The organism is Ningiella algicola (assembly GCF_028401415.2).
Lineage (GTDB): Bacteria > Pseudomonadota > Gammaproteobacteria > Enterobacterales > Alteromonadaceae > Glaciecola.
This window is the reverse complement of record NZ_CP171821.2, coordinates 1,449,852-1,469,854: the sequence shown is the minus strand read 5'-3', so window position 1 is coordinate 1,469,854 and position 20,003 is coordinate 1,449,852. Positions and strand designations below refer to the sequence as shown.

11 protein-coding genes are annotated in these 20,003 nt (G+C 44.7%); 7 read left to right on the top strand and 4 right to left on the bottom strand.

The annotated features are described in order from the left end of the window. Positions 1 to 79: 79 nt before the first annotated feature. The 3 genes from PN836_RS06485 to ltrA all read left to right on the top strand — a co-directional run bounded on the left by PN836_RS06485 (position 80) and on the right by ltrA (position 8,416). Positions 80 to 2,860, top strand: a complete 2,781-nt coding sequence (locus tag PN836_RS06485) for a family 78 glycoside hydrolase catalytic domain (protein WP_395344432.1) — start codon at positions 80 to 82, stop codon at positions 2,858 to 2,860. Between the two features lie 447 nt (positions 2,861 to 3,307). After that, the gene (locus tag PN836_RS06480) at positions 3,308 to 6,460 is read left to right on the top strand and encodes a TonB-dependent receptor (RefSeq protein WP_395344431.1); all 3,153 of its coding nucleotides are present in this window, start codon (positions 3,308 to 3,310) and stop codon (positions 6,458 to 6,460) included. 687 nt (positions 6,461 to 7,147) lie between these two features. Then, a complete protein-coding gene (ltrA, locus tag PN836_RS06475; protein WP_395342555.1) occupies positions 7,148 to 8,416 on the top strand; it encodes a group II intron reverse transcriptase/maturase in 1,269 nt (422 codons plus the stop codon). Between the two features lie 73 nt (positions 8,417 to 8,489). Here the strand turns inward: ltrA and PN836_RS06470 are convergent, their stop codons facing one another. Continuing rightward, positions 8,490 to 9,995: a sel1 repeat family protein gene (locus PN836_RS06470; protein WP_415926390.1), complete on the bottom strand. Its 1,506-nt coding sequence runs from the start codon at positions 9,993 to 9,995 to the stop codon at positions 8,490 to 8,492. A gap of 314 nt (positions 9,996 to 10,309) precedes the next feature. Here PN836_RS06470 and PN836_RS06465 point away from each other — a divergent pair, with 314 nt between their 5' ends. Beyond that, the gene (locus tag PN836_RS06465; RefSeq protein ID WP_395344428.1) at positions 10,310 to 12,043 is read left to right on the top strand and encodes a sulfatase; all 1,734 of its coding nucleotides are present in this window, start codon (positions 10,310 to 10,312) and stop codon (positions 12,041 to 12,043) included. Between the two features lie 199 nt (positions 12,044 to 12,242). Here PN836_RS06465 and PN836_RS06460 read toward each other — a convergent pair whose 3' ends face one another. After that, complete coding sequence (locus PN836_RS06460; protein ID WP_395344427.1) at positions 12,243 to 13,055, bottom strand: sugar phosphate isomerase/epimerase family protein; 813 nt, start codon at positions 13,053 to 13,055, stop codon at positions 12,243 to 12,245. Between the two features lie 369 nt (positions 13,056 to 13,424). Between PN836_RS06460 and PN836_RS06455 the strand changes: the two genes are divergently transcribed. The 3 genes from PN836_RS06455 to PN836_RS06445 all read left to right on the top strand — a co-directional run bounded on the left by PN836_RS06455 (position 13,425) and on the right by PN836_RS06445 (position 17,445). Next, positions 13,425 to 15,140: a GMC oxidoreductase gene (locus tag PN836_RS06455; protein ID WP_395344426.1), complete on the top strand. Its 1,716-nt coding sequence runs from the start codon at positions 13,425 to 13,427 to the stop codon at positions 15,138 to 15,140. Positions 15,141 to 15,191: 51 nt separating this feature from the next. After that, complete coding sequence (locus PN836_RS06450) at positions 15,192 to 15,806, top strand: gluconate 2-dehydrogenase subunit 3 family protein (RefSeq protein ID WP_395344425.1); 615 nt, start codon at positions 15,192 to 15,194, stop codon at positions 15,804 to 15,806. 223 nt (positions 15,807 to 16,029) lie between these two features. Further along, positions 16,030 to 17,445, top strand: coding sequence for a sulfatase (locus PN836_RS06445; protein WP_395344424.1), 1,416 nt, complete (start codon positions 16,030 to 16,032; stop codon positions 17,443 to 17,445). Between the two features lie 252 nt (positions 17,446 to 17,697). Here PN836_RS06445 and PN836_RS06440 read toward each other — a convergent pair whose 3' ends face one another. After that, complete coding sequence (locus tag PN836_RS06440; protein ID WP_395344423.1) at positions 17,698 to 19,413, bottom strand: GMC oxidoreductase; 1,716 nt, start codon at positions 19,411 to 19,413, stop codon at positions 17,698 to 17,700. After that, positions 19,401 to 19,982, bottom strand: a complete 582-nt coding sequence (locus PN836_RS06435; RefSeq protein WP_395344422.1) for a gluconate 2-dehydrogenase subunit 3 family protein — start codon at positions 19,980 to 19,982, stop codon at positions 19,401 to 19,403. The genes PN836_RS06440 and PN836_RS06435 overlap by 13 nt, the downstream gene beginning before the upstream one ends. Between the last annotated feature and the right edge of the window lie 21 nt (positions 19,983 to 20,003).

Sequence of the window (20,003 nt, the reverse complement as noted above, 5' to 3'; positions counted from 1 at the left end):
TCAAACTTATTTGGCTATTCAATTTAGACTTTCACCTACGAAAGGATAGAAGGAGTAGAAAGAATCAAAAGAGGTGAATATGTTGAATCGACAAAAAAGACTTCTAACTCTCGCAAAATCTGCAGTATTGCTTCTTGGTATGGTGGCAATAAGCGCTTGCGAGCATTCACAGTCGGAATCTAAACTAGCAGAAATACGCAAAGCGCCGATTCAATTAAAGGTGGGAGAGGGCTTTAAAAATCCATTAGGGTACTATGAAGTACAGCCTCGATTTTCGTGGCAAATGGCAACTAGCGCTCAGTCGAATGCGCAAAGTGCTTATCAACTTCAAGTGGCCAGCAGTGTCGAATTGCTAAGCAGTCAACCCGACTTATGGGATCCGCAAAAAGTCCTTTCACAGAAGACTTCATGGATAAGATATCAAGGTGAGCCACTGCAATCTAGACAAGATATCGTATGGCGAGTCCGCTTATGGGGCGATGATGACCAAGTATCTCAATGGAGTGAGCCTCAAAGTATTGAGTTAGGTTTGCTACAAAACGATGATTGGCAAGCGAAATGGATTGGTCATCCTGACACTTTATTGAGCAATGAACCGAGTCAAGAAACGCTTGCCACGCCGCAATATTTGCGCAGAAGCTTTATGGTTGATGGTGAAGTCGTCAAAGCACGTCTATACGTCAGTGCAAAAGGGCTCTTTTCGCCATATATAAATGGCGAGAAAGTGTCGAATGAAGATGTGATGACACCCGGCTGGACACCTTACGCAAAGCGCATCGAGTCTTTAACCTATGACCTTACGCAGCGTCTTGTGCAAGGCGAAAATGTGATTGGCTCTAGTATCGCCGGCGGGTGGTATGCCATGCGTATGTATAATTTTTTTGATAGAGAACACAGAGTACCAGCGCGCTTATTGGCTCAGTTAGAGATTACTTATGCAGACGGACGCGTCGAAAAGGTATTGTCGGACGAATCTTGGCAAGCAAGCCTGGAAGGCCCAATTCGCTTCGCGAGTATTTACGATGGTGAAAAATACGAGCAAGCTAGAGAAATGCCTGGATGGTCAGGGACTGGATTTGACGCCAGCAATTGGTTACCTGCTATTGCTCAGAGTCTTGAGGATGAAATTGCAATTACGCCTAAGCGCCATGCGCCTATTCGCGTGACTGAGCTTATGCCAGTAAGCGAGATTGTCAGCGCACAAGACGGGAAAGTGATATTCGACTTTGGCCAGAATATGGTTGGGGTGCCTAAGCTAAACTTGCCTGTTGTTGCCGGTCAAGAAGTGACGGTTCGTTTTGCAGAAGCACTTAATAAAGGCGAGTTTTATACCGACAATTACCGCAGTGCGAAATCCACCAATTACTATCTGCCAGACACGACAGGTATTATCGAGTATCAGCCTACCTTTACCTATCACGGTTATCGATATATCGAAATCACAGGCTACGATGCCAGCGTATCGCCAAGCAAAGAGTGGGCAACCGCGGTGATACAACATTCTGATATTAGCGTGCACGCCAGCTTTAATAGCTCTCACGAAAAGCTTAATAAACTGACTCAAAACATTATTTGGGGTATGAGAAGTAACTTTTTCGATATTCCGCTTGATTGCCCACAGCGCGATGAAAGACTGGGTTGGACAGGAGATGCACAGGTATTTGTAACACCTTCCATGTATATGGCAGATGTGTACGGGTTTTGGTCGGCTTGGCTGCAAAGTGCACGAGAAGAGCAGGGCGAAGATGGGAAAATACCGGTTTACATTCCTTTTGTGGAGTGGATTAACTTCGCCTCATCAGGCTGGGGCGACGCGGTTACTATTATTCCGTGGGAGCTTTACGTATTAACCGGCGATAAAACTATCCTCGCTGACAATTATCAGATGATGAAAGGCTGGTTGAACTTTCACGAAAGTAAAAGCGTAAGCTTCATTTCCAATATGAATACTTTTGGAGACTGGCTGCAACCTTACCCATCAAATCTTGAGGATGGAGAAAATGGCAATCGTGGGAACACTGACTTTAGCTTAATCGGCACCGCTTATTTTGCGCGCTCAGTAGAATTGACCTTGAATGCTGCACAAGCACTCAACAAGCAGGACGATATCGCTTCGCTCACGCGCTTGCATGCCGATATTAAACAAGCATTTTTGCAAAAGTTTTTCGACGATGAACTCAATCTTATTGAGGCTATTCCAACGCAAACTACTTACTTACTCGGCTTGGCCTACGACTTGTTTCCAAAGGATAAACGTGAGATTGCAGTAGCGAAACTTATAGCTTTAATTGAAGAGGCTGATTCTCATTTGCGCACAGGGTTTTTAGGCACGCCGCTTCTTACTCAAGTGCTACAAGAAGCAGGGCGTAGCGACATCGTATACGACTTATTATTCAAAGAAAGCTATCCATCATGGTTTTACTCCATCAACAATGGCGCGACGACCACCTGGGAGCGCTGGAATAGCTATTCAATTGAGGATGGGTTTAACCCGCAAGGAATGAATTCGCTTAACCATTACGCATACGGGACGGTGTCTCGCTGGTTCTACGAAGGTATTTTAGGCATTACGCCTGCTGAGCCCGGATTTAAGCGCATTCGCATCGAGCCTCAGTTTGGTGAGCAGCTTAATTACGCGGAAGGGGGATATCGTACAATCAACGGCGAGGTGAACGTGCGTTGGCAATTGCTTGATAAGAACTTAATTCTCGACGTCAGCGTGCCAAAAAATACTCGCGCAGATATTGTGTTGCCTGATGTAGATAAATCAAGTTTATTATTAGATGGTAAACAGGTGAATGGCGATAGGATGATAGGCTTGGCGCCAGGCGACTATCAAATTAAAGGGGTAATCCTTTGAGCGTCATCAGGCTGAGCAATATCCGGATTGCTTAGCCTTCAACACGCCCTAATACCTTGTTAACCTGCTCGTCTGTTGAAACGGTCATGATCATTTTGTTGTCCTCTTTTTTTATTATTACATCGAACGGAACACTGGGTTTGAATAAACCTGAATTGAAATACTCATTTTAAGCGCTGTTAGTTCTCATCCGCCGCTGATTAAAACAAAAATCCGTAAAGGTACTAAAACCACGCTCCCCTAGCCTCAAGCATACAAGTTGTTAATGAGTTTTTAAATAAATGTTTACATCAAATGAGTGCTTATGATAACTTTAGATTGAATTTGACTACATATCAATCATATTAAGTCATTTGGTTTATCTGAATGCAAAAACGAAAAACAAGAAAAAATTATCGGTTCTGCACACTCAAGCGGATAAGACACAATTAATCACACGGAGTTTTTATGGCTACCACGCAAAAAAATAGTCAATTTAGACATTATGGTATCCCTGCTGCAACCGCAGCTTTGCTTTTAACAATTAGCTCGCCTACTTTGCTCGCGCAAGAAGTAAACAACGCAGTAGAAGAGAATAAAGAGACAGAAGTAATTGAAGTTACTGGCGTAAGAAGCTCGCTAGAAAATGCCTTGAACGTTAAGCGTGCTGCGGCTTCCATTGTTGACGCAATTTCTGCCAACGATATTGACGCACTGCCTGCATTGGATTTGGGTGAAGCCTTGCAAGCCATTCCGGGTGTTCAATTGAACAATGACCAAGAGGGTCGCCAAAGCTCAATTAGCTTGCGCGGTCTAGGGGGTGGGTTCGTAAAAACGACGGCTTTTGGTCAATCATTTTCCACGCCATCTGCTGCAAGCAATTTAAATGCGGTGGGTTCGCCCAATCCCTTTGCTGCGTTTGAGCCCAGTGTTTTTGATGGTGTAACGGTTATCAAGAGCCCGACCGCTGATTTACAAGAAGGCGGCGTCGCCGGTATTGTTGATAAACAGTTGCAACAAGCCTTATCAAAGCGTGACGGTAACTTCAATGTGTCTATTGGCGGAAGATATGAAGAGCTGACCGGAGAAACTGACCCTAACTTCAGGGTGGCTGGTGTTAAGCATCTTATCGAAGACAAATTAGCCGTTGCTTTTAAGCTGGCTGCATCAGGGCAAACTTTCAGACGTGATACTTTTGACATTATTGATTATGTAACTGTTGACGATGACGGCGATGATGTGAGAGCAACCAATATTGCCGAATATAGAGAGCGCTGGGGAATTCCAGATAACGCTCAAGTAAGAGCACCCATACGAGGCAGGAACGTAAGTGAATTCAGCGATGGAAGCCGCGTATCTTTTACCGGCAACATTGAATATCGGGCCACTGATGATTTAAAACTCGGTGCCCATGTGCTGTTTTCCCAGCGGGACCTTGATGATGGTACCAAAGAGACGACCTCATTTAGTCCTGGCTTTAACAGAAACCGCCGTGACCGAGACAATTTTGATGGTCGAGTGACGCTTGATTTAGATTCAGCCCCCTTTGCTTATGATCTTTTATCCGATGAGCCGGGTGCAGGTCAAGTTTTTGGTGTTTCCAGTTATGATTTTGTAAACGGTACATTGCAAAACGAAAATCGAAAAACCACTTTCGAAGAGAAATCCCAAGGCATTATTCTTTATGCAGACTACGTAAAAGATGACTGGGCGTTTGACAGCAAAATTACGCATTCAGAAGCTGAAAACAATTTTGAAAATGTAGGCATAGGCTTTAATCACAATCAAGATTGGCGATCGACTTTTAACTTTACAGATGAAAATGGGCGTCGAAACAACATTGATAGTGTGCCCACTGGATTTAACGGAAGCATTAATTCCGGGCAGGGTAATCTCGACGATATTGTTGTTCAGGGCGGTTTTGATACGCCGTATGTGTACGACAATCTAGCATGGTCGGTACCAACCTTAGTTTCATCAGTCATTAGTTCGGTGACCGATGCAAATCAGGGGAGACGCCTTCAGTTATCATTGAATGGTCGAGTGCGCGATTTAACCAGAGATTTGAGCAGCGCAGAGTTTAATGGGCAGCGCTATATTGATTTTGGTCTTGGCCAAGCACTGCGTTTTGATGCACTGAAGTTCGGTGTCCGTTTTTCACGAGAGAGTCTTGATAGCGTTGACCAGCGTCAAGGTCCTGCAGGCATTAACGTGAGAAATATCTCCAATAGCTTGCGAACAACTGATGTATTATCAGCGACTCAAAATGATTACTTCAATGGTAATGTCCCAGGTACATTTGACAATACAAATGGTTGGGTAACCTTTAACAACGAAGCTACCATAGCGGCCTTGCAGGATGGTATGGTTGTAAATGCAGAAGATCTCGTTATTGGGTCTGGCGCCATTTCCGCTGTTCCAGATTTATTGCAAAGAAACAGAACCGGCTTTTGGGATACTTTGAATCGTAACTCAGGTTTACCCACTAATATTGGCTTCAACTTTGATGCTAAGCAAGACGTTACGGCGGTGTATTTAGCGAGCGACTTTTCTGGCGAGCTGGGTCCTGTGCTCTATACAGGTAATATTGGTTTAAGGCATGTGCAGACCGATAACACCTTTACTGGATTTGAAACACAAGTAGATAGCAGAGGTCGAAACGGCGTTGCAGTGCTTACTGACTTTGAAGATGATTACAGCCACACCTTGCCAATGATGAACATCACCTTTGAATTGACTGAAGACATCCTGTTAAGAGCTGCTTATTACGAGGGCATTGTAAGGCCCAACCTACTCGCTCAGCGTCCAACAGCGAATGTTCGTGGTGGTGCGCAAAGTGCTACGGTCACCTTGCCTACAGCGACCGTTAAGCCGTATGAGGCAACAAACTATGATCTTTCGCTAGAGTGGTATAACCGTGAAGGTAGTGCGATATCTTTAGGACTTTTCCGCAAAGACATCACGAATCTCTTTGACCAGTTAGATGGTTTTTGCCCTGAAAACAGCTCGAACGCTATTGTGGATGGCTTAGTCGGTCCGGTTGAGCGAGTAGAGGACGAGCAAGGCCTCTTAACTGGCTGTCGACAGCTGACCCCAACTATTGACGATGACGGAAACGAAATTTTCCGTGATGTGGTCATTAACGCTCCCATCAATATTGATGATGAAATTACCGTTGAAGGCTTCGAATTAGCGGTTCAGCAGAAATTAGATTTTCTACCTTATCCCTGGAATGGCTTTGGTGGCGTATTCAACTACACCAAACTTGAGCAAAAAGGCAGCGAAGTTCAGTTAGCCCGTGTATCTCCAGAGTCTTATAACATTATTGGGTACTGGGAAAATGACGGCGTTAGCCTACGTCTGTCTTACAACTGGCGAGATGATCAGGTCTTACGTGGCGCAAACTCCTTCTTAGGCACAAACGCTAGAACGCGTGTTGCGCAAGGTAGGCTAGACTTTGTAGGTTCGTACGCAATCAACAGCAAAACAAAAGTATTTCTGCGCGCCTTTAACTTAACGGATGAAGTGGGAGAGGAATTCTTAGGGACGGATGATAGAGCGGTAAGTAGGATCACCTACACTGGCCGCATCTATCAAGTGGCACTGAACTACCGCTTCTAAGCATAATGATACTTTGAGCAGGTTGACCCTTAAATCTTAAAAGCTTCAATGCCAGCCTCTTAATAAACGCCTGACTCTTTGTCAGGCGTTCTTTTTTGTGGTGCGCCAAGTATGGCGCGTAGCGCCTTAATGGTGCTGTTCTGATACGCATGGTGGCGATCAGATGACTTGGTGGTGAAAGTCCACTATTAGCCCGACAAGGGGAATAATTAGCTGAACGGCAAGGGTGTTCATCGTGAGGTGAAATCTGAAGAAAGCCGAAAGCAAAGCACTGGCCTGACGAACAGGAATCGTATATGAGGCGGTCGCAGTGGGTGAGAAGGCCATTATCTTCAAAGCCCAATACTTGTCCAGAAACTGCGGACGTAGATACGGCGGGCATAAGTGTGAAGGTCACGCGCATTACCTTGGGAGGTCTGTTTATCTGCCACTGGCTATTAATATCGAGAGGTATTGAGATGGGTAAACAGAAGTCAGCCGAGGCCATAGTAGGTTGATTGCCGTCAACTGAAGGGCTGAACATGTTAAATGGTTTGAGAGCCAAGTGCTCGATGAGGGTAGAAGGAGCAGAAACAGCTACTGAGATATAGCTGATTATCGCCAAGGGGTGCAGACAGTATCTGCAAGAGTAGGTGAATAAGGCTTCAAGCCACGCGGCGCACAAGGATTTACTCTCATGAGGAGACGATGACCTTACTCGAAAAGATACTATCAAGACCTAATATGCAAGGTGCTTATCAGCGAGTTATGCGCAATAAAGGGGCGGCAGGAGTTGACGGTATGAGTGTAGATGCGCTTAAAGCGTATCTGCAAACACGCTGGCAAGACCACAAAGCCGATTTATTGGCAGGGCGTTATTGTCCACAAGCGGTGCTTAAGGTGAGTATTCCTAAAGCAGGCGGTGGGCAACGCGAATTAGGCATCCCAACGGTGTTGGACAGATTGATTCAGCAAGCGATACATCAGGTATTAAGTCCTATATTTGAGGAGCAGTTCTCAGAGAATAGTTATGGATTTAGGCCGCATCGCGATGCAGGGCAAGCTGTTCAACAAGCGCGAGCCTATATCGAGGAAGGTTATAGATGGGTGGTCGATATCGACTTGGAGAAGTTCTTCGACAATGTTAATCACGACATATTGATGTCGAGAATAGCGCGCCATGTCAAGGATAAAGCGGTGCTTAAACTCATTCGTGCTTATCTGAGGGCAGGTGTGTCACAGAATGACAAAACCAGTCAACGGGTGATGGGGACACCTCAAGGTGGACCATTATCGCCGTTACTGTCGAACATCATATTGACCGACTTAGATAGAGAGCTTGAGCGCCGAGGGCATAAGTTCTGTCGCTATGCTGATGACTGTAATATCTACGTCAAAAGCGAGCGTGCAGGACATCGTGTATTGAAAAGCGTGACGAGTTTCTTAGAGAGCACCTTAAAATTAAAGGTGAACAAAGAGAAAAGTGATGTGGGTCGACCGTGGCAACGAAAGTTCTTGGGGTATAGTGTCTGTCATCGCAAGCAAAATGTTCGATTGCGAATAGCGCCTGCGGTGCAAATGCGTTTTAAAAAGGACGTAAAACATACACTGCGCAGTGCAAGAGGATGGTCAATTCACCGTACGGTGGAAAAACTGAACCTGAAACTGCGAGGCTGGATAACTTACTTCCGACATATAGACGTCAAAAAGGTACTTCTTGACTTGGATGGCTGGCTTCGCCGACATCTACGCAAGATTTTATGGCGTCAATGGAAACGTGTTCACACACGCATTAAGAGACTAATCGGATTGGGTATTGATGAAGCGAGGGCGGCGACAAGCGCGACGAATGGCAGAGGACCTTGGTTCAACTCAGGGGCTTCTCACATGAATCAAGCACTACCTAAAAAGTTCTTCGACAGCCTAGGTTTAATATCATTAATGGACTATTATCATCGTCTCAAGTATTTAACATGAACCGCCGTGATACGGAACGTACGTCCGGTGGTGTGAGAGGACGGAGAGTGTAAACTCTCCTCCTACTCAATCCTTAACCGCCTTCCACTTCAGCTTCATAGTCGGTCACGAATATTGTGCCGGTGGTGATTTTACGCAGTAATTCTTGCCACTGCGAAACATCCCAATTCGCTATTTGAGCGCGTCTTATGGCTGTTTCCAGGTTCTCGACCGCGAGTTTGATATTTCTATGGGAGCCGCTTTTGTATTTAAGCGCATTTAAGTAATAGTATTCAGGGCTTTTGGGAGTAACTTCATCCAAAACGTCCAAGTACTCTATAGCCAAGTCATAGTTAGCAAGCGTTTCATCTTCCGTGGTAAATAATATTTCTGCAGCACGTATTCTTGCGAGCGTATTACCTTTGGCCATAGCTGACTCAAACCAGTACAGCGCCTTTGTTTCATCATTTGTTACCCATGGGCTTGATTGAAGTATCTTCGCAAGTCTATATTCGGCGCGCATGAGTCCGTATTTGCTTGCCTCTGATATCCAGTATACAGCTTGGTCAATCTCTCTTTGCTCTCTATATAGTTTAAAGCCATATTCGTACATAGCAGGGGAGTGTCCAAGTTTAGAAAGGCTCAAGAGGATATTTTCAGCTTCATTTTCCGTTTGATTTACCCAAGGAAAGTTGAGCATTAACATCGCAAGATGGAAACGGTTATTTATGTCATCACTCTGCCTGAATTTCCGATGGTTTTTGATGACTTGTTCATATAGCCCTTCGTTCTTCTGATGTAAGGTAAACTTGTTAAACGCGGCTGCGCCAAGATAGCTTCGACTCGCAAAATGCGTCGGAGCGTCATTAAATGCTGGCACAGGTAGGCCAAACTGCTTGAATTGCTCTACTAAGGGTTGGTAATAACCGAATTTTTGCACTTCACTGTAATACCGAATTGAGCCATCTGGTTCTATGTCGTGATCAATAATCAAAAAGGGTGTTTTGGGTGTTGATACGACAAGACCAAGCGAGTCGTCTACAAACTCATCGCTGCCGTCAGACCCAAAGGTGCCTACGCCGCTCATTTCAGGTGGGAGAAAATCTTCTATCTCAATATCTTCAGGATAAAATGCAGTTTCAAGGCTTGGTTCGCCGTCAAACGTTAATTGGGTGTTGAGTGCATTTGCATTTACGACAGGAAAGTACTTTTCATTGATACGGACTTGTCCATGCGTCTCTAAATGCTCATCAAGCAAGCGCTTAACGGATGCTTTGCTCTCATGTGGCAGTGATTCTAAAATTGTATTGATGACTGACTCGGAATTATGAAACTTTTGTTCAGCCGCCAGATAAAAATATAGCATCGAATTAATCGGGTCTTTTTCAGTGCCTAAGCCTTTATGATAAATATTCGCGAGTTGATAATAGGCATGAGGGTTGCCCAATTCAGCCGCGGCTAGGTAGCCTTGTTTAGCTGCATCATACTCTCCCTCGTTGAACTGTCTGTCGGCCGTGAATATGTCGGCTGAGGTTGGCGTCGACATAATAAGTGTACAGAGCAATGCGGTAGACGCAAGGATCAAGGGGCTCATCTTCATTCAATTGCTCCATCAGGTTGAGTATTCATAGCCTTAGCTTAAGTCTACTTGTTTAAACACAATATTTGCGCGCTTAGTGTGTAAAAGTTTTGTAAAGACAAACATACAAATACGGCCGATATTTCACTAAATAAACTAAAGTTGCATCTTATTCTCGATGTAATAATGACCTAAATTGACTGAAAAGTATTGCGTTTGTCTTTAAACGGTATTTTACTATGTAAATTCTATTCAAGCTGATCGCTGTTTTTGTCGGGCGTTCAATTTACTGACATAGCAAATCATGTTCATGACGCAGAGGATCTACTCAAGATATGCGAACCTACTCACGTTTACTAGCCTACCTTACCTTAGTGACTTTACTCAGCCTTAGCGCACTGACGAGGGCGCATAACAAGCCCGAGGCAAAGCCAAATATTTTATGGTTGGTAGTGGAGGACATGAGCCCGATACTTCCCGCCTACGGTGACCATACTGTCAAGACTCCTGCTATTACGCAGCTCGCTAAAGAAGGCGTAAGGTACACAAATGTATATTCAACGTCTGGCGTATGCGCGCCAAGCCGGGCAGCCTTAGCGCTTGGCATGTACCCTTCGGCGATTGGGGCTAATCATATGCGCACGTCCTCTTACACTGAGGTAACGGGATTACCCAAATACGAGGCCGTTCCGCCCCCAGAAGCCAAGATGCTCAGTCAACTGATGCGCAAGCATGGCTATTATACTACCAACAACTTTAAGACCGATTACCAATTTAACGCGCCTAGAGCTGCATGGGATGAAAGTGGGCCTTATGCCCATTGGCGAAACCGTCCAGAGGGTTCGCCGTTTTTCGCTGTAGTGAATTTCACTACCACCCATGAGTCAGGTTTATTTGAGCCCTATGGGATAAGAATGATTGAATTCAGGCACTATTTTTCAGACGATCGAGCAAGAATAAAGGTCTTGCCCCAGCATCACGCGGTAAAGACCTCAACTGCTGACACGCCTGTTCACCTAAACAAAGACACTCAATTTGACATACCGCCTTACTTACCGGATACAGAACTTGTCCGAGAGGATATGTGGAAAATGTACAATAATCTTGTGGAAACTGACAAGCAAATATCGGCAGTTCTAGAGCAGTTAAAGGAGGATGGATTGTACGAGGATACAATCATCGTATTCTATGCCGATCACGGTGGCCCTTTGCCACGTCAAAAACGCCTCATTTACGACAGCGGATTAAAAGTGCCTCTGATTGTCCGCTTTCCTGATGGGAAATATGCCGGCACGAGCGACGACCAACTTATTAGTTTTATCGATTTTCCACCATCAACACTTGCACTAAGCGGTCATGCGGCTCCCGACCACATGCATGGTTATAACTTCCTCGATGAGTTTACAGGCAAGCACGACGGTGAGCGAGATTTCATTCATGCAGCTGCGGACCGTTTCGATGGTTTTACTGACAGCATACGGGCGGTCAAAAATAAGCGCTTCAAATACATTCGTAATTACCGTCCTCAGCAGGCCTATTATCTACCGGTAGAATATCGTGAAAAAATACCGACTATGCGAGAACTCTTGCGTTTGCGAGATGAGGGAAAGTTGACTCAAGCACAAGCCCAGTGGTTTAGGGCAACAAAGCCTGAGGAAGAGCTATTTGATACGATTGAAGATCCACATGAGCTAAATAATCTTGCAGATAACCCAAAATACGCACAAGTGCTTAGCACTTTGAGAGAAGAAAACATCCGGTGGTTGAATGACATTGGAGACCAAGCAAATTTGGAAGAACAAGTCCTTATTGATCAGTTGTGGAAGGGCGAAAAAACTAAACCACAAACCGAAGCACCTGTAGTAGCCTTCAAAGCTGGTCGTCTGACCATCTCAAGCCAAACCAATGGCGCAACAATATCCGTAAAACGTGTCAGTAAAACCGAAGAAAGTGTGTCATGGCGCCTATATCAAGCGCCATTCGAGGCTCAAGCGGGACAAACCTTCCAAATCGTTGCGCATCGTCTTGGTTACGACGAAAGCCCTGTGCTCACCTATACCGTCAATTAAGAAAAACAATCCAGAAAATGAATATATATGATTGTTAATGAGTGAAAAAGATGTTAAATTTTCGTTTCAAAGTCAAGTTAGTATATTGATACAGTGTGTTTGACTTTGTTGTGCCTAGTTAGCCTCTTTATTTGTGTGTGAATAAAGAGGCTTTTTTATGCGCAATTCTTTGTGCAAACTTATTGGCTCATAGCACTTATCACCTCAGAGCGCTTGTCTGCTCTTTCAAGACTTCATCCATAATACTTTTCATGCCTGCCAACGAAGCTTGAACTGATTGCAAAGGACTCAATCCTTCAGGATACTCTTCTTGCTCTATGATTATCCATTGCGTGCCACCGTAATTAACATTAGCCTGAACCATAGCGCGCCAATGATAGTTGTCCTCGCCAATGATCACTTTTGTTCCTTGAGGCACAGTGCTTGGCCTACCTTTATAGGTTCTGACCTTGTAATGTGTGCTAAGCGTCCTTTTTGGGTAGCGTTTAACAAAATCGATGGCGTCCATATTTGTGAAATTGACCCATCCTACATCCAATTGCAAAGCAAAATCGGATGGTGTTTGTTTCGCTATGTAATCCCAAAATGTTGCGCCTTTAAATGTTTCGAACTCTTGGGAGTGATTATGGTAACCCAGCCTAAGACCATGTTGCTTTGCTTGCTCATGCGCACTTGCTAATTCAGCAATAAGCGCGTCTATTTGACTGGGGTCATTGGCGCGATTGTCAAATGGGACGATGACCAGGCCTGCGCCAAGTTGTTTTAAAAATACAAAGTTGCGCTCCCCCACTTTTCCCTGTAATTGACTCAGCGGCATATGCGCGCCGCTGACTTGCAAATTCAGCGAGTCCAAAAAGCTTTTGAGGCCTTGTGGATCATCTTTGTAAGGTCCATATCGGCCAGCAAATTCAACCCCTGTAAACCCCATCTTTGCTAATTCAGTCAAGGTGGCTTCAAAATCATCGCTGACAGCATCTCTGACGGAATGCAGTTGCACTCCTAACTTGGGCATAGAAGCAGTCTCTAATGCATCGTTTGCGCACGCATCATGGCTTAGCGTAAATATAAGAGCTAAAGCGATAAAAAAACAACGAATCATGGCAGTTCTTCCGTATCCTGAGTTAATATGATTGTATATGACATCTTGGCTAGTGTCTTATCTAAGAAATAAAAGTGAGCCTTTTCTACTTAACGGACCGGTTAATTGCGTTTTGGTTAATATTTTTTTCAATACAAAGAGATTAACAGGTACTTTGACTTGCTTTACTTGATGATAAGTGCTCAACTTTAATCATGTTTACTCATTGTGGATATGAGCATAGCCTGCTCTGCCACCTATTTCACGAAGCATGAGTGCCCAAGATATAGCGGAAGATACTTTATGACAGATCGCTTCGACGTAATTGTGGTTGGCTCAGGCATTACCGGCGGTTGGGCTGCAAAAGAATTTTGTGAAAAAGGCTTTAAAACGCTTGTCATTGAGCGCGGTCGCAAGGTTGAGCATAGAGGGGAAGAGTATACCGACATGCAAGCGCCTTGGGATATTCAAAATCGAAACCTGTTACCAGAGAGCTTTGCCGAAGAAGATCGCTATACCAATATTAGCGGCAAAGGGTTTTTTAAGGGCGCGACGCAGCAGTTTTTTAGCGATGATAGCGAACATCCTATATCTTACCCTGAAGATCGCCCGGTTAAGTGGGTGCGCAGTTACCAACTAGGCGGGCGATCGCTAACATGGGGTAGGCAGTCTTTGCGCTGGGGGCCGAAAGATTTTGAGGCAAACGCAAAAGATGGCTATGGTATCGCTTGGCCTATTGGATACAAGGATTTAGCGCCCTGGTACGATTATGTTGAGTCATTTGTGGGTATCTCAGCCAATAAAGACGGACTAGATGTGCTGCCAGACGGGGTCTTTCAAAAACCTTGGGAAATGAGTTGTGCGGAAACCTTCATCTCTAATAATTTAAAAAAAGCTTACAAAGACCGCCACCTCATTATTGGCAGAGCAGCGAACATTACAGAGCCCACTGCGGAGCAAAGAAAACTTGGACGTGGACAATGTCAAGCGCGCGCGTATTGTCAGCGCGGCTGTAGTTTTGGTGCGTACTTTAGTTCTCTCTCGGCCACCTTACCCGCTGCTGAGAGAACCGGCAACTTGACGACGCTTACTGACGCAATTGTAAGCTCAGTAAACTTCGATGAGAAAACTCAGCGCGCTTCAGGTGTGACCATTATAGATGCACATACCAAGGAAAAACGGACTTATTATGCCCGCGTAGTGTTTTTATGCGCATCTACTTTCGGCTCAGTCCAGATATTGCTCAATTCCAAGTCAAAAGCATTTCCAAACGGTATTGCCAATTCAAGTGGCGCGGTAGGGCATTACATCATGGATCATTTTACCGGCGTAAGAAGCAACGCACTCGTGCCGGGGTTTGAAGATAAGTTGGCCTTTGGGCGAAGACCCATTGCGACTTACATCCCTAATTACCGCCATGAAAAAACACAAGACGTAGACTTTATTAGAGGCTATGGCTACCAAGCGACGGCTCAGCAGCGACGCACCACAGGCACTAATGCGCGCGAAGCCGGCATTGGCAAAAGTGTGAAAGAAAATAGCCGCGTTCCTTCAGTGTGGCGCTTTATTACCATCATGTTTGGTGAAATGCTGCCTTATTACGAAAACACCGCAACTTTGCACCCAGACAAAAAAGACCAATGGGGTATTCCACTTTTGCATATTGATGCTGAAATTAAGGAAAATGAGCGTAAGATGATCAAGCAAGCTGCGCTTGACGTCAAAGAGATGCTTGAGGTGGCAGGTTGTCACGATATTAAGATTCAGCAGGTAGCAGATGACGAGCATATTCAAATTGGCGATCGTATTCATGAAATGGGCGGTGCTTGTATGGGAGACGACCCCACAAAAGCAGTGCTTAATAAGTGGTCTCAAAGTCATGACGTTGAAAATTTATTTGTGACCGACGGAGCATGTATGTCGTCGTGTGCGACTCAAAATCCGTCGTTGACGTACATGGCGATTACTGCAAGAGCAGCAGACTACGCATCAAAACTGATGAAAAAGGGTCTGCTGTAGCATGAGCATTCTATGTCAAATTCAGAAATACTTTGTATAAGGACAAACTCAATGTTAGAGCATAAAATAACTCGACGCGTTTTTTTAGGCACTAGTGTGTATGTTGTATCGGCACCATTGCTAGCCAGTTTGCCTGCCACTCAAAGCAGCAACGCATTACAAAAGGTAACTGAGCCTGGCCAGTTTTTTAACGCACATGAGTTAACGGTGCTCGCGGATATTGCTGAAATCATGATACCGAAAACCGACACTCCTGGCGCCACCGAAGCACATGTTATTCCAGTGCTAGATGCATTAATGCTGACTTGGGCGGGTAAAGAGACTAAGGCGCAGTATCGCGCTATTGTAAGACAAGTTGAGCAGCTCTCGCTAAATACATTTAAATCAGCCTATGTGGAAAGCACATTTCAAGATAGGGAAGCCTTGATTACTCAATTGGATGAAAGAGCGTTTGAGAATACATCCTCAGAAATTTCAGCTAATTACCGAAAGCTCAAAGAAATGATTTTTCATATTTACTACACCTCGAAAGAAGCAAATCCTGATTACATGCTAATACCGGGCGCCTATAAAGGATGTTTGAGCAAGGAGGAGTATGAGGCAATGGTAGATGAGCGCCTCGGGCGAATGCCCAGTGCAGAGGTTTTTACCTCAGATGTAGGCTAAAGAGCTTGCAGCAATTAGAATATGGCTGTTCAATGATGTGCTTAGGAGATATCTTCAAAGAACAATTACCAAAAAATCACATTTGATTGTTATTGAGCGTTTATGTGCTATTATGACGATTAGGGTAACGATCCACGTTTTGAAGTTAAACGAAAGATATTAAGGTGACCATATTAGCTTACGTATTTTCCAATTGTCTTTCGTTTTTTTGATCAGCAGTTGGATGAGCGTCGCCATTTCTTCAGAAGAAAAAAGCGCTCAATCTAAACCGCAAATACCCCCCAATGTCCTTATGATCGTAGTCGACGACTTAGGCTGGGCGGATGTGGGTTATAATCAAACCACGACCTTATTCGAAACCCCCAATATTGATGAATTAGCTAAGCAAAGTTTACGTTTTGATAACGCTTATGCGGGAGCGGCAAATTGTGCGCCTAGTCGCGCTGTTCTTTTGTCCGGTCAGTACGGACCACGTCACGGTATTTACACAGTGTCACCCTCTGCTAGAGGCAACGCGCAAACTCGAAAGTTAATACCCATAACCAATAAAAGAGGGCTTGAACCAGAGGTAGTGACCTTAGCCGAGTCGTTGAAAGAGGCCGGATATACGACTGGTAACTTTGGTAAATGGCACTTAGGTGCAGATCCAGATACTCAAGGGTTTGATAAAAACGTTGCCGGTAGCGGCAATGGTATGACGTTTCATTATTATAGCCCCTACAAGCTTCCAAATATAGAGGATGGTCCAGAGGGTGAATACCTGACTCGCCGACTTACTTCTGAGGTAATTAATTGGGTTAAATCAGCAAAGGGTAAACCATTTTTTGCCTATGTCCCTTACTACAGCGTGCACACTCCGTTTCAAGCCGACGCAGATATTGTGGAAAAGTATTTAGGCAAGGGTATTACTGACAAGAAACAAGCAACCTACGCTGCAATGGTAGAACACATGGACAACAATGTTGGCCGCATTTTAGATATGTTGCAAACTCAAGACTTGGCCGACAACACCATTGTCATATTCACCTCGGACAATGGTGGCTATAAGATGTCTTCCTTCCCTTCGCCCCTTCGAGCGGGAAAGGGATCATATTATGAAGGTGGATTGCGCGTTCCTTTATTAATCAGTTGGCCTGATAAAATATTAGCCGGCTCGAATGCTACACCGGTCATCAATGCAGACTTTTACCCCACCTTATTGAGCATATCGAATCAGCCTCAATCTAAACTTCTATTAGATGGTGAAGATTTAAGCGGTTTATTGCTCAATCAGGAAGCACTCAAATCAAGAGACTTATTTTGGCATTTTCCAGTATATTTACAGGCTCGCAACAGCAAAACAGATCAGGCCCAGGATCCACTATTTCGAACACGACCGGGCAGCGCAATGCGAAGTGGCAACTGGAAGTTAATTCATTACTTCGAAAACAACGAGTACGAGTTATATGACCTTTCTGTAGATGTAGCCGAAAGCAATAACCTAGCGCTTAAACAGCCTTCAAAACTAAATGAATTAAAAGTGAAACTTGATGATTGGCGAACACAAACAGGCGCGCCCATTCCTACACAATTAAACCCTGAATATAGAGAGGAGATTAATCAAGCACTAATGCGTGAGGCCTTATTAGAAATTAAGTAGTCAGTAATGCTTACTTCCAAACCCTTATCAATCATAATATGTAACCTGAATTCTGTTTAAGGAATGGTGCAAGCGCTTGTTTTTACATACTTAAATTAATTTTTACACTCAGTGCTGCTAGAATTGTGAAGGACAAGGCGCAACAGTCACGTAATAGTTATTCTATTGCTGGCTTTTGCAACGCAGTAATTCGCAATTCTAGCGGTACTGAGCGCCGTTTCTTAAACAGGATTCAGGTTATGTAAGCCTTTCTCAAAGCTTATTCGCTCTAATTTGTTTATCCGCATAATCCACCGCGCGCGCCGATAAGGCCATATAGGTTAAACTCGGATTCTGCGTTCCAGCGCTTGTCATACACGCACCATCTGTCACAAAGACATTCGGCACATCGTGCATTTGATTCCACTGATTTAATACGCTTGTGCTGGGATCATGCCCCATTCTTGCCGTGCCCATTTCGTGAATGCATGCACCAATTGCGGTCACATTATTGCGACCTTTGATATCTGTGCAGCCCGCAGCCTCTAGCATTTCAATCGCGCACTGCACGCCGTGCTCACGCATTTTAATTTCATTTTCGCGAAGTTTGGCGTCAAAGGTAATGATGGGCATACCGTGTTGATCGCGTTTATCGAAATTCAGATACATGCGATTATCATGATAGGGAAGAATCTCCCCAAAGCACTCCATATTGATGCGCCATTTGCCAGGTTTGAATATTTCGTCTTTGAGCTTTGCGCCTACCAAACCCGCTGGTGCATTTGGGCCGCGACTGGCGCCCCCTTGATAGCTAAAGTTACGTAGATAGTCTTTTTGTCGAGTTTCTTCGTCAATGTTAGTAAAAGGAGGAATAAAAAAGCCTTTTGGTTTGCGGCCTTTGTAATAGTCGTCTTCAAAGCCTGCCAGTGTACCCGAAGCGCCCATACCATAATGATGATCCATTAAATTATGGCCTAACTCACCACTGCTATTACCCAAACCATTTGGAAAAGTATCTGAGCGACTGTTAAGCAGTATGGCTGCGGTGCCTACTGTGCTGGCATTGCAAAAAATGACCCGCGCTTCATACACACTTACTTCACCGGTATTAGCATCTTTAACTTTGACGCCGCTAGCACGTTTTTTCGCGGCATCGTAAATCACTTCCATCACAATCGCATCAGACTTGAGGCTAAGATTCCCCGTTTCGCGAGCCACGGGTAAAGACGCGGATTGGGTGCTAAAGTAAGCGCCAAAAGGACAGCCTCGCTTACAGCGGTTGCGATTCATACATTGACCGCGTGTGCCTTTGTGCACCTGTGGATTGTATTCGCTTAAATTTGCGATACGACAAGGTGTCACCACGCGTTCAGGATATTTTTCGTTCACCGCTTCACGCATCTTCTGTTCAACGCAGTTAAGTGGAAACGGTGCGATAAATTTACCGTCAGGCGCTTGTTTCAAACCTTCTGCTTGCCCTGCAATACCAACAAAGGTTTCAACGTAATCATACCAAGGCGAAATATCGGCGTAACGAATAGGCCAGTCAATGGCAATCCCTTCTTTTTTATTTGCTTCAAAGTCGATGTCGCTCCAGCGCGGACAATGGCGCCCCCACATAACGGAGCGTCCACCAACAAGATGTCCTCTAATCCAATCAAAGCGTTCATCTTCATCGTAGGGGTATTCGTCATCTTTATTGACAAAATGCTTAACATCCTCGTTTACCCACCAATGTAGCCGGTTTTGTTTATAGTAGTGTTTTTCAATTTCTTCTAGACTCACTTTGCCTTGATTAGGAAGGTCCCATTTGTCTAAATGGGCGGTAGGGTAATCTCCATGCTCTACCATACGACCGCGTTCAATCATCAGCGTTTTATAGCCTTTGAGGCATAGCTCCATTGCACTGTAGCCGCCTGAAATCCCAGAGCCAATAACAATGGCATCAAATTTTTTCGTCATATTGTGCTCACCCATCACTCTGCCCATGCCTTACCGCCTAACTCTTTCACACTAATACAGGGGATGTATTGCACGGGAATCGGAAGGTAGTTAAGGTGATTCTCTGCTATTTGTTCAGTTGTTAAATAGTATGAAATGGTCTGTTGTTTAATGTCTATGTAGGCGCTATATACCTCGTCGCGCTTTTCTTCACTGCGAGCTTCTATAGCCTGAATAATGCTTAGTTGTGTGCTTGAATCTGAATCCGCAAAGTTTTGCTTGTTCAGGTAGCCTTCAAGCTGCGCAAACTTTTTTAAGAAGGCGTTCCGGTAATCCGGCTTAAATACGCGCGTAAACATATTGTCAAAGATCCAGTGGGTGTTTACATCAGAGGCTGAAGGTGTATCTGTCCTTGGTAAAATCACATCCATGATTTGCCTAAGCTGCTCAAAGCTATCCGGTGAAAAAAACGCAGGGGCCTCTCGCGTCTCACTGCCCAGCAAAATACGACCACTAGTGTTTTTGACAGAGGCGTATAGCATGGAACTGCTTAAAGGAGCTAAGATGGCAGCGCCGGTAACGCTTGCTGCTAGCTTCAGTATATCTCGTCTTTGCATAGTTTTGCCTTTTGGCGCGCT